This is a genomic window from Hydrogenophaga intermedia (assembly GCF_023715105.1).
In the GTDB taxonomy this organism is placed as follows: Bacteria; Pseudomonadota; Gammaproteobacteria; order Burkholderiales; family Burkholderiaceae_C; genus Hydrogenophaga; species Hydrogenophaga intermedia_A.
In genome coordinates this window covers 228,873-240,000 of sequence record NZ_JAMBNO010000003.1, presented here as the reverse complement: position 1 = coordinate 240,000, position 11,128 = coordinate 228,873, and the positions used below count along the sequence as shown (strand labels likewise).

At 64.5% G+C, this 11,128-nt stretch carries 12 protein-coding genes and 2 rRNA genes (1 of these 14 running past the window's edge); 9 read left to right on the top strand and 5 right to left on the bottom strand.

What is annotated here, in order from left to right:
* Together M3149_RS04510 and rrf are read left to right on the top strand one after the other, a co-directional pair.
* Window positions 1-1,561, top strand: a 23S ribosomal RNA gene (locus tag M3149_RS04510); it begins 1,315 nt to the left of the window's first position.
* A gap of 166 nt (window positions 1,562-1,727) precedes the next feature.
* Window positions 1,728-1,840: ribosomal RNA gene (gene rrf, locus M3149_RS04505) — 5S ribosomal RNA — on the top strand.
* Between the two features lie 128 nt (window positions 1,841-1,968).
* On the opposite strand, the gene M3149_RS04500 is transcribed toward rrf, so the two are convergent.
* Window positions 1,969-2,466, bottom strand: coding sequence for a GNAT family N-acetyltransferase (locus M3149_RS04500; RefSeq protein ID WP_251708138.1), 498 nt, complete (start codon window positions 2,464-2,466; stop codon window positions 1,969-1,971).
* Window positions 2,467-2,537: 71 nt separating this feature from the next.
* Window positions 2,538-3,209, bottom strand: a complete 672-nt coding sequence (locus M3149_RS04495) for a cytochrome b/b6 domain-containing protein (RefSeq protein WP_251708137.1) — start codon at window positions 3,207-3,209, stop codon at window positions 2,538-2,540.
* Window positions 3,210-3,339: 130 nt separating this feature from the next.
* Here M3149_RS04495 and M3149_RS04490 point away from each other — a divergent pair, with 130 nt between their 5' ends.
* The gene (locus M3149_RS04490; RefSeq protein ID WP_251708136.1) at window positions 3,340-3,792 is read left to right on the top strand and encodes a c-type cytochrome; all 453 of its coding nucleotides are present in this window, start codon (window positions 3,340-3,342) and stop codon (window positions 3,790-3,792) included.
* Window positions 3,793-3,861: 69 nt separating this feature from the next.
* On the opposite strand, the gene M3149_RS04485 is transcribed toward M3149_RS04490, so the two are convergent.
* Window positions 3,862-4,362, bottom strand: coding sequence for a TlpA disulfide reductase family protein (locus M3149_RS04485; RefSeq protein WP_251708135.1), 501 nt, complete (start codon window positions 4,360-4,362; stop codon window positions 3,862-3,864).
* A gap of 67 nt (window positions 4,363-4,429) precedes the next feature.
* Between M3149_RS04485 and M3149_RS04480 the strand changes: the two genes are divergently transcribed.
* Window positions 4,430-5,134 carry a DUF4197 domain-containing protein gene (locus M3149_RS04480; protein ID WP_251708134.1) on the top strand — a complete coding sequence of 235 codons (705 nt, stop codon included), beginning with the start codon at window positions 4,430-4,432 and terminating at the stop codon, window positions 5,132-5,134.
* A gap of 7 nt (window positions 5,135-5,141) precedes the next feature.
* On the opposite strand, the gene M3149_RS04475 is transcribed toward M3149_RS04480, so the two are convergent.
* The gene (locus tag M3149_RS04475) at window positions 5,142-5,546 is read right to left on the bottom strand and encodes a thioredoxin family protein (protein WP_251708133.1); all 405 of its coding nucleotides are present in this window, start codon (window positions 5,544-5,546) and stop codon (window positions 5,142-5,144) included.
* A 9-nt stretch (window positions 5,547-5,555) separates the two neighbouring features.
* Window positions 5,556-6,821, bottom strand: a complete 1,266-nt coding sequence (locus M3149_RS04470) for a CaiB/BaiF CoA transferase family protein (RefSeq protein ID WP_251708132.1) — start codon at window positions 6,819-6,821, stop codon at window positions 5,556-5,558.
* 70 nt (window positions 6,822-6,891) lie between these two features.
* Here M3149_RS04470 and M3149_RS04465 point away from each other — a divergent pair, with 70 nt between their 5' ends.
* Genes M3149_RS04465 through ptsP form a run of 5 tightly spaced genes read left to right on the top strand, consistent with a single transcriptional unit; the run spans window position 6,892 to window position 11,128 of the window.
* A complete protein-coding gene (locus tag M3149_RS04465; RefSeq protein ID WP_251708131.1) occupies window positions 6,892-7,425 on the top strand; it encodes a hypothetical protein in 534 nt (177 codons plus the stop codon).
* Window positions 7,422-8,702, top strand: a complete 1,281-nt coding sequence (locus tag M3149_RS04460; RefSeq protein ID WP_251708130.1) for an MFS transporter — start codon at window positions 7,422-7,424, stop codon at window positions 8,700-8,702. The genes M3149_RS04465 and M3149_RS04460 overlap by 4 nt, the downstream gene beginning before the upstream one ends.
* Window positions 8,699-9,145, top strand: a complete 447-nt coding sequence (locus tag M3149_RS04455) for a PTS sugar transporter subunit IIA (protein WP_251708129.1) — start codon at window positions 8,699-8,701, stop codon at window positions 9,143-9,145. Before M3149_RS04460 ends, M3149_RS04455 begins: the two co-directional genes overlap by 4 nt.
* Window positions 9,114-9,383 (top strand): HPr family phosphocarrier protein, encoded by a 270-nt coding sequence (locus tag M3149_RS04450; RefSeq protein WP_251708128.1) that lies wholly within the window; start codon window positions 9,114-9,116, stop codon window positions 9,381-9,383. Before M3149_RS04455 ends, M3149_RS04450 begins: the two co-directional genes overlap by 32 nt.
* The gene (ptsP, locus tag M3149_RS04445) at window positions 9,380-11,128 is read left to right on the top strand and encodes a phosphoenolpyruvate--protein phosphotransferase (RefSeq protein WP_251708127.1); all 1,749 of its coding nucleotides are present in this window, start codon (window positions 9,380-9,382) and stop codon (window positions 11,126-11,128) included. Before M3149_RS04450 ends, ptsP begins: the two co-directional genes overlap by 4 nt.

The window sequence follows — 11,128 nt, the reverse complement described above, 5'->3', positions numbered from 1 at the left end:
CATCGGCGTAGGGTGAGTCGGCCCCTAAGGCGAGGCAGAGATGCGTAGCTGATGGCAAGCAGGTCAATATTCCTGCACCGATCACAAGTGCGATGTGGGGACGGATCTTAATAGGTTATCCGGGTGTTGGATGTCCCGGTTTAGGCAGATGTAGGCGTGCGTTAGGCAAATCCGGCGCACACATACCGAGGCTGCCGATCGAGCGAGCTTGCTCGCGAAGTAACTGAAAGGGGTCCCAGGAAAAGCCACTAAGCTTCAGCTTGTGATCGACCGTACCGCAAACCGACACTGGTGCGCGAGATGAGTATTCTAAGGCGCTTGAGAGAACTCGGGAGAAGGAACTCGGCAAATTGACACCGTAACTTCGGAAGAAGGTGTGCCCTAGTAGTGTGTAGAGAACATCGAAGCACGAATGGGTTGCAAAAAATAGGTGGCTGCGACTGTTTATTAAAAACACAGCACTCTGCAAACACGAAAGTGGACGTATAGGGTGTGACGCCTGCCCGGTGCTGGAAGATTAATTGATGGGGTGCAAGCTCTTGATCGAAGTCCCAGTAAACGGCGGCCGTAACTATAACGGTCCTAAGGTAGCGAAATTCCTTGTCGGGTAAGTTCCGACCTGCACGAATGGCGTAACGATGGCCACACTGTCTCCTCCCGAGACTCAGCGAAGTTGAAATGTTTGTGATGATGCAATCTCCCCGCGGAAAGACGGAAAGACCCCATGAACCTTTACTGTAGCTTTGTATTGGACTTTGAACAGATCTGTGTAGGATAGGTGGGAGGCTTTGAAGCAGGGTCGCTAGATCTTGTGGAGCCAACGTTGAAATACCACCCTGGTGTGTTTGAGGTTCTAACCTAGGTCCATCATCTGGATCGGGGACAGTGCATGGTAGGCAGTTTGACTGGGGCGGTCTCCTCCCAAAGCGTAACGGAGGAGTTCGAAGGTACGCTAGGTACGGTCGGACATCGTGCTAATAGTGCAATGGCATAAGCGTGCTTAACTGCGAGACTGACAAGTCGAGCAGATGCGAAAGCAGGACATAGTGATCCGGTGGTTCTGTATGGAAGGGCCATCGCTCAACGGATAAAAGGTACTCTGGGGATAACAGGCTGATACCGCCCAAGAGTTCATATCGACGGCGGTGTTTGGCACCTCGATGTCGGCTCATCTCATCCTGGGGCTGTAGCCGGTCCCAAGGGTATGGCTGTTCGCCATTTAAAGAGGTACGTGAGCTGGGTTTAAAACGTCGTGAGACAGTTTGGTCCCTATCTTCCGTGGGCGCTGCAGATTTGAGGAAGCCTGCTCCTAGTACGAGAGGACCGGAGTGGACGCACCTCTGGTGTACCGGTTGTCACGCCAGTGGCATTGCCGGGTAGCTAAGTGCGGAAGAGATAACCGCTGAAAGCATCTAAGCGGGAAACTCGTTCCAAGATGAGATCTGCCGGGGCCTTGAGCCCCCTGAAGGGTCGTCGTAGACCACGACGTTGATAGGCTGGGTGTGGAAGCGCAGCAATGCGTTAAGCTAACCAGTACTAATTGCCCGTGCGGCTTGACCCTATAACTTTGATGCTGCAACACGCATTCAAAGAGCAAATGCAACGATGTGCTGCATCGTTGATTCAATCAAGATGAAACGCTGATGGCCCACTGCAATAACAGTGGCGCTCAAGACTCTATGAATTCGCCCGGTTGAGCGATCAACTCAGCCAGGCAACCCGTTATGCCTGACGACCATAGCAAGGTGGCCCCACTCCTTCCCATCCCGAACAGGACAGTGAAACGCCTTTGCGCCGATGATAGTGCGGATTCCCGTGTGAAAGTAGGTCATCGTCAGGCTCTTATTGCGCAATGCCCCGAGTTCCCATCAAGAACTCGGGGCATTGTTTTTTGAGCTGGAAAACTGCCCAATCACAGTGCGAGTTTGCGGGCCAAGCTTGCAACCCCCTTTCGGGTTGCGCTCGGCGTCAGAGTTCGACCTTGAGGTAATGTGCGCCGGCAATGGGGTTGTGATAGTACGGGGCCACCTCAATGAATCCAACCTCTTGGTACAAGGCGCGAGCCGCTTCCATGTCCGACAGGGTGTCCAGCAACATCGTCGCATAACCGGCGATCTGCGCCTGTGCAAGGATGCGGTCCACCAATTGGCGGCCCAGGCCGAAGCCCCGGAAGGCCGGGCGCACGAACAGTCGCTTCATCTCGCACGCGTTGATGTGATCGCTGCTGTGCAGCGGGCGCATGGCACAACATCCGGCGGGCGCGCCGTCCACCAAGGCCAGTAGAAGCGCGCCGCCTGGCGTGGCGTATTCGCCAGGCAGGTTGTCCACTTCGTGGGCAAAGCCCTGGAAGCACAGGTCTATGTCGAGTGAGGCCTGGTAGTCCAGAAAGAGCGCACGTACTGCAACCAGGTCGTCGGGGGTGTCAGCCAGGCGCAGCTCAATGGCGGCGGCAGAAGGGTCGGACATCGTCGTTCATCGGGCCGCAATCGGCCACTTCCAGTGCCAATGTCCACTATAAGCCAGCTGCACCTCGCCCATCAAAAGACGACCTGACCCAAACCGACCACCCAGCGGACCAACAGCGCACAGGCCAGCAGAATGCCAAGTGCCAATATCCTCGTGCTCACGGTGTCCCGAACCGGTGTCACAGGAGCAGCGAGCATCTTGTCGCCAGTGACCATGGCTCGGGTGAGTGCCTGGCGCTTGACGAATGTGTACACGGCGATGGCCATCAGATGAATGCCGACGAGGGACAGGATCAGCAGCTTGCCCACGTTCTTGTGATAAGCGGTGGCCGCCGACACGGTATCGCCGGAGACAAAGCGAACCAACGGACCGAAGGTGGCGATCTCGTCATCGCTGATCAAGCCGGAGCCCACCTGCGCCAGCAGCGCCAGCAGCAGCGCGAAGACCGCGAGTGCGCCCAGCGGGTTGTGACCAGCCATGTGCTCCACTTGTGCACGGCCGCCCAGGTAGCTTCGAAGCGACGCCGGGCCATAGACGAAGTTGCCGAAGCGCGACCAGTGCCCGCCGACAAACCCCCAGGCCAGGCGAAACAGCAACAGCGTCATCACGCTGTATCCGAATCGCAGATGCCACTCAAGCCAACCCCCTCCCACGGTTCCAGTGATGAGCAACCCAACCACGCAAACCGTGAGTGACCAATGGAAGACTCGGGTAGGCAAATCCCATATACGGACGGCATGCATGAGCTGGCTCCAGACAACAACAACAGGTCGATCGGGTAAAAACCCTCGTGGTTCCGCCGGAACTTTAGCCGGAAGGAACCATCAAGGCGCCACAGGCGGCGCTTCCGTCTGTACCCCACCTGGAGAAACAATGAAACCCATCACCGCGCTAGCCCTGACCTTTGTCTCCCTGTTGCTGGCCACGCCCGCCATGGCCCAGTTCCAGCGTCCGGATGACGCCGTGAAATACCGGAAGGCAGCCCTGTCCGTGATGGGTACGCACTTCAGCCGGGTGGGTGCCATGGCCACTGGGCGAGCGCCGTTTGATGCCAAGGCGGTTGCCGACAACATGGCCGTCGTCGAGACCCTGAGCAAGCTGCCCTGGGACGCTTTTGGCCCCGGCACCGACAAAGGAGACACGCGGGCGCTGCCAGCGGTTTGGACCGAGCAGGCAAAGTTCAAGGCCGCCAGCGAAAAAATGCAGGGCGAAGTGGTCAAGCTCAACGCCGCCGCCAAGACTGGCAACCTCGATGCCATCAAGACCGCTTTCGGTGCCACGGCCGCCAGCTGCAAGGCGTGCCACGACGACTTCCGCAAGGATTGATGCCACCGCCACCTTGAGACGCCAAAAGGCCGGGGTCCCCGGCCTTTCTTGTCTTGCAGGCGCGGGCGGTCAGGCCGCCAGCAGTTTCTCGATCAGCGCGTGCAGGGCGTCCATCCCGGGCTCACCCACGTAGCGTTTGACGATCTGGCCGCGCTTGTCCACCAGGTATGTGGTAGGCGTCAGGCGCACGTCGCCCCAGGCCTTGGCGATGTTGCCGGTGTTGTCCAGCGCCACTTTGAAAGGCAGCTGGCGAGACTGCGCGAAATTCACCACCCAGGCCGGTGGGTCGTAACTCATGGCGACGGCCACCGTCTCATATCCGCGCGGCGCAAACTTCTGGTGCGTGGCCACCAACGCCGGCATTTCCTTGACGCAGGTGACGCAGGTGGTGGCCCAGAAGTTGACCAGCGTCACTTTGCCGCGCAGGTCCGCCGTGCGCAGCACACTGCCGTCGAGCAGCACAAAGTCCGATTCCGGGGCCGCGTCGCGACCGGTGCAGCCCCCAAGGCCGAGCAGCGCGCCCGCACCCAAGGCCGCGCCAACCCCCAGCACGGTTCGGCGCCGGGGCATGATCGGGTTTGTCATTTCAGGTTTCGCCATCTACATTGCCTGTCGAGCCACCACAGGGAGAGCCTCCATGCAGCGCCGCCAGTTCCACATTGTCACCGCCAGCAGCCTTGGCTGGCTGATTGTCGCCGCCCATCAGCACGCCTGGGCCTTGTCGCTGGCCGATCTGAGCGATCGTGACGCGACCGCCGGCATCCGGACCGCGCTGGAGAAGGGCGCGCTGGCCGCAGTCGCCCTGCTCGGCAAAGCCGATGGATTCCTCGGCAATCCGAAAGTTCGGATTCCGCTGCCCGCTTATCTGGAAGACGCCGCGAAGCTGCTGAGCCTGGCAGGCCAGGGCAAGCGGGTGGACGAGCTGATCACTGGCATGAACCGCGCCGCCGAACAGGCAGTGCCGCTCGGCAAGGATCTGCTGGTGGGAGCCGTCAAATCCATGAGCGTGACCGACGCCAAGAACATCCTCTCGGGCGGCGACGACTCCGTCACACGGTTCTTTGCTGACAAGACCCGGGCCCCGCTCGGCGACAAGTTCCTCCCGGTGGTGGCGCAAACCACGCAGAAGGTGGGCCTGGCACGCAGCTACAACCGAGTGGCCGAGAGGGCGTCCGGCTTCGGATTGATCAAGCGCGAAGATGCCAACATTGAGCGCTACGTCACGGGCAAGACGCTTGATGGCCTTTACACCATCATCGGCGACGAGGAGCGCAAGATCCGCCAGGACCCCGTGGGCACCGGCAGCGCCATTCTCAAGAAGGTGTTTGGCGCGCTGAAGTGAGCCAGCGCTACTTTCGCAAGCCCTGCCGAGCCGCTTCAAGCCGCTGGTTCAGGTACTCCCCGAAGAAGTCAGTCGAGGACACCCCTTCGAGCCGCGGTGCGCGCTCACGGCCGTCGTGTCCCACGAACAGCAATGTTGGCGTGAGACCGATCTTCCACCGTTCGGCCAGCGCCGCCGGCGTCGTGGTGGTGCCTGCGAAGTCCTGGATCGCGCTCGTGCGGTCCTGCAGGTCGATCTGCACCGCAAAGGCTTTCCCCTCGCGCATCAGCGGATGCAGGTAGCTGTTGCGCACGAGATCGCAATAGACGCAGCCGCGCAGCGTGATCATCACGATCAGCGGCTCACCGCGTTCGGCCACGGCCTGCGCTGCCGCGCGCAGCGATTTCGGTGTGGGCAGGGGTTGGTAAGACATCTCTGATGCTCAGATAGCGCCGCTCGCGCGAAGTTGCGCCACCCGCGCCGCGTCGGCTCCCAGCCACTCGGCCAGCACCTCGTCCGTGTGTTCGCCCAGCAGGGGCGGCGGCAGGTCGCTGCGCACCGGGGTGGCGCTCATCTTGATCGGGCTGGCCACAAGGTCCACCGCATCGGCCAGCGGGTGGTGCCAGGTGTGCACCATGCCGCGGTGCTGCACCTGTGGATCGATGAACACCTCGGCCAGGTCGTTGATCGGTCCGCAAGGCACCTTGGCCGCCTCAAGTGCCGCCAGCCACTCGGCCTTGCCGCGCGTCTTCATGATGGTCTCGAGCATCGGCACCAGCACGTCGCGGTGACGCACCCGGTTCTGGTTGCGCGCAAAGCGTTCGTCAGCGGCAAGTTCGCCGCGGCCAGCCACTTCGCAGAACTTCGCGAACTGTCCGTCGTTTCCTACCGCAAGGATGATGTGCTGCGGGTGGCCCTGCGCATCCGGCGCAACCTCGAACACCTGGTAGGGCACGATGTTGGCGTGGGCGTTCCCGGCGCGCCCGGGCACCTTGCCGTCCTCGCGCCCGCGCACCAGGTAGTTGGCCCCCAGGTTGGCCAGCATCGCCACCTGGGTATCCAGCAGGGCCATGTCGATGTGCTGCCCCTGGCCGGTGTGCTCGGCGTGGCGCAGCGCGGCCTGGATCGCAACCGTGGCGTACAGGCCGGTGAACAGGTCCGCCACGGCCACCCCCACCTTCTGCGGTCCCCCGCCCGGCAGGTCGTCGCGCTCGCCGGTGACGCTCATGAGCCCGCCCATGCCCTGCACCGCGTAGTCGTAGCCCGCGCGGTCCTTGTAGGGGCCGGTCTGGCCGAAGCCGGTGATCGAGCAATAAACCAGCTTCGGATTGATCGCGCGCAGCGATTCGAAATCGAGCCCGTAGCGCGCCATGTCGCCCACCTTGTAGTTCTCCACGAACACGTCCGCGCGCGCCGCGAGCTCGCGGATCAGCGCCTGGCCCGCGGGCCGCGACAGGTCGCAGGTGATGGAGCGCTTGTTGCGGTTGGCACCCAGGTAGTAGGCGGCCTCGGCCGTGTCCTGCCCGTCGCGCCCGCGCAGAAAGGGCGGACCCCAGCCGCGCGTGTCATCGCCACCCGGGTGGGCAGCGCTGCGCGGGCGTTCCACCTTCACCACGTCGGCGCCGAGGTCGGCGAGCGTTTGTGTGCACCAGGGCCCGGCGAGCACGCGCGAGCAGTCGAGGATGCGGATACCATCAAGAGCGTTCATGCGTCGATTGTGCGCGAGTGCATCGCGCGCGCGGTGTCTCCGCCGCGAGGCGCCGAAATCCCTGCGCAACATGTTCTCCTACCGACCCATCGGCCATCTGGCCCTGTTGGCCGCGCTGCCGCTGCTGGCGGCCTGCAACCCCACCTTCAACTGGCGCGCCCTGCCGGCCGACGGCGTGCCGCTGCGCGCGTTGATGCCCTGCAAGCCCGACAAGGCCGAGCGCGAGGTGCCGCTGGGTGGCCAGCCGACCCGGCTTCAGATGCGTTCGTGCGACACCGGCGGCCTGACGTTTGCCGTGGCCTGGGCCGACGTCGGTGATGCGGCGCGCGTGGCGCCCGCGCTGGCGGGCTGGCGCCGCGCCACGCTGCTGTCGCTGCGGGCCGATCCGGCGCTGGCCGACGCCGCGCCGCAAGTCGCGCGGCTGCCCGGTGCGAGCCAGGCGCTCGGTCTGCAGGCCGAGGGGCGTGACCCCCGCGGCGAGCCCATGCGCATGCAGGCCGTGCACGCCGTGCGTGGCAACCTGATCGTGCAGGCCGCCATCTACGGCCGCACCATCGACGAGCGCGTGGCGACCACCTTCTTCGAGGGGCTTGAACTCCCATGAGCGGCACGGCCTGCGCCGACCTGCTGGGCCGCCGCGCGGCGGTGCTGGTGTTCCTGGTCTTTGCGTTCACCTATTTCCTGTCGGCGCTGGTGCGCGCCATCACCGCCACGCTCTCGCCCACGCTGAGTGCGGCGTTCGAGCTCACTTCTGGCGACCTCGGCTTGCTCGCGGGTGGCTACTTCTTCGGCTTCGCCCTCACGCAACTGCCGCTGGGCAACTGGCTCGACCGCCACGGCCCCAAGCGTGTGGTGCTGGCCTTCCTGGGCCTGGCGGTGCTGGGGTGCATCGCCTTTGCGCTGGCCGGCAACTTCGCGGCGCTGCTGGCAGCGCGCGTGCTCACCGGCATGGGCCTGAGCGCCTGCCTGATGGCGCCGCTCACGGGTTACCGGCGCTGGCTGTCGCACCACACGCAGCTGCGCGCCAACGCCTGGATGCTGATGACCGGCTCGCTGGGCATGGTGGCCGCCACCCTGCCGGTGCAGTGGCTGATGCCGGTGCTCGGCTGGCGCGGCCTGTTCTGGGGCCTGGCGGTGCTGCTGGCGGTAGCGATGGCGATCATCCTCTGGTCGGTGCCGCGCTGGCGCACCGAACCGCACGAGACAGTACCGTCGGGCGGTCCCGCCGCCCCGGCGGTGGAGCCGGGTTACGGCTTCATCTGGCGCCACGCCTATTTCCGTACCATGGTGCCGGTGGGCTTCATCAACTACGGCGGCATGGTCGCGATGCAGACCCTGTGGGCCGGTCCCTGGATGATCAAGGTGGCGGGCTACACACCGGCGGAGTCGGCCGCCGGCCTGTTCGCCATCAACCTCAGCATGCTCACCGCGTTCTGGCTCTGGGGCGTGGTCAACCCGCACCTGGCGCAGCGGGGCCTGCGACCGGAGGTACTCATCGGCTGGGGCCTGCCGGCAAGTCTGGTGGTGATCGCGGTCATCGTGGTGCTTGGAGAAGGCGCTGGCTGGCCGCTGTGGGCGTTGTTCTGCGTGAGCTCCACTTTCGTGGCCCTGTCTCAACCTGCGGTGGCGCTGGCCCTGCCACCGCAGGCGGCCGGGCGCGCACTGTCGGCCTACAACCTGGTGATCTTCGGCGGCGTGTTCGTGATCCAGTGGGGCATCGGGCTGGCGATCGACGCCCTCGCGGTGTTCGGCTGGAGCGAGCCCGACCGCTACCGCGGCGCGATGGCGCTGTTCGGCCTGTGTTGCGCGATGGCTTATGGCATGTTCTGGCGCGGCTGGCGCCGCATCGAGCGCGAGCGCGCCGCTACACTGCGCGCATGAACGGCATCCTGCTGATCGCGCACGCGCCGCTGGCTTCGGCCTTGCGGCAGTGCGTGCTGCATGTGTTCCCCGACGCGCAGGACGCGGTGGTGGCGCTTGATGTGCAGCCCAATGTGCCACCGGAAGAAACGCTCGCGCAGGCGCGCATGCTGCTGTCGCAGATGGATCGCCCGCAGACCTTGGTGGTGACCGATGTCTTCGGCGCAACGCCTTGCAACGTGGCGCAACGACTGGTGGACGGTGTGCGCAGCAAGCTGATCACCGGCGTGAACCTGCCCATGCTGTTGCGCACCGTGAGCTACCGTCACGAGTCGCTCGACGCCTTGATCTCGCGAGCGCTGATCGGGGCCACACAAGGCGTGATGCAGGTGGCCGTCACCGCACCCCAGAACCAGGCCCGACGAGCCACGCATGATCAAGACCACCGTGACCATCAGCAATAAGCTGGGCCTGCATGCCCGCGCCTCGGCCAAGCTCACCAAGCTGGCCGGCTCTTTCAAGAGCGATGTATGGATGGCCCGCGGCGAACGTCGCGTCAACGCCAAGAGCATCATGGGCGTGATGATGCTGGCCGCCGGCATCGGCACCGCGGTGGACATCGAGACCGACGGCCCCGACGAGCAGGCCGCGCTGGACGCCATCGTCGCGCTGATCGACGACAAGTTCGGGGAAGGCGAGTGACGTTCAGCGTTCACGGCCTCGCCGTGTCCCGGGGCGTGGCCATCGGGCGGGCGGTGATCGTCGCCGCCAGCCGCATCGATGTCGCGCACTACCTGATCGCGCCCGAGGAGGCGGAAGCCGAACTCGATCGCCTGCGGCGCGCCCGTACCGTGGTGGCCGACGACATCGCCCGCGTGCAGCGCACGCTCGGTGAACTGGGCTCGCATGACGCGCACCCCGAACTGTCCGCGCTGCTCGACGTGCACCTGATGCTGCTGCAGGACGAGCAACTCACGGGGGGGGTGAAGCACTGGGTGGTCGAGCGTCACTACAACGCCGAATGGGCGCTGACGACGCAGCTCGAGGTCATCTCCCGTCAGTTCGACGAGATGGAGGACCCCTACCTGCGCGAACGCAAGGCCGATCTCGAGCAGGTGGTCGATCGCCTGTTGCGCGTCATGCGTGGCGAGTCCGCGTCCATGACCACCACGGCCGCGGCCGACGCCGCGCGCAAGGGCAACGAAGACCCACTGGTTCTGATCGCGCACGACCTCTCGCCGGCCGACATGCTGCAGTTCAAGCAGAGTGTCTTCGCGGGCTTTGTCACCGACGTCGGCGGCAAGACCAGCCACACCGCCATCGTGGCGCGCAGCATGGACATCCCCGCCGTGGTGGGCGCCCGCTCGGCCAGCCACCTGATCCGCCAGGACGACTGGGTGGTGATCGACGGCGACGCCGGCGTGGTGGTGGTCGACCCTTCGCCCATCGTCCTGGCCGAGTACGGCTTCAAGCAGCGCCAGGTCGAGATGGAGCGCGAGAAGCTCTCGCGCCTGAAGAACACGCCGGCGGTCACGCTGGACGGTCAGAAGATCGAGCTCCTGGCCAATATCGAACAGCCCGAGGACACCGTGGCCGCGCTCAAGGCCGGCGCCATGGGCGTGGGCCTGTTTCGCAGCGAATTCCTCTTCATGGGACGCAGCGGCCAGTTGCCCGATGAGGAGGAGCAGTACCAGGCCTATCGCCGCGCCATCGAAGGCATGCAGGGCCTGCCGGTCACCATCCGCACCGTCGACGTGGGTGCCGACAAGCCGCTGGACCGCGGCGCGCCGCGCAGCGATGACCACCTCAACCCCGCACTGGGTTTGCGCGCCATCCGCTGGAGCCTGGCCGATCCGGCGATGTTTCTCGTGCAATTGCGCGCCATCCTGCGCGCGGCCGCGCACGGACCGGTGAATCTTCTCATCCCCATGCTGGCGCATGGCAGCGAGATCCGCCAGGCACTGGCCCTTGTGGAGCGTGCGCGCGAACAGCTTGCAGTGGCCGGTGTGCCCTATGGTCCTGTGAAGCTCGGCGCCATGATCGAGGTGCCAGCCGCCGCGCTCACCATCCCGCTGTTCCTGCGACATTTCGACTTCCTGTCGATCGGCACCAACGACCTGATCCAGTACACGCTCGCGATCGATCGCGCCGACGAGGCGGTCTCGCACCTTTACGACCCGCTGCATCCCGCGGTTCTGCAACTCGTGGCAAGCACCATCGCCCAGGCGCATGCCATGGGCAAGGAGGTCAGCGTGTGCGGCGAGATGGCGGGGGATGTCACTTTGACGCGACTGCTGCTGGGCATGGGCCTGCGCAGTTTTTCCATGCACCCCTCGCAGATCCTGGCGGTCAAACAGCAGATCCTGCGCAGCGACACCAGCAAGCTGGCCGGATGGGCGCAGGAGGTGCTGGCCGCCGACGAGCCGGCCGCCAGGCTGGTCGATTGA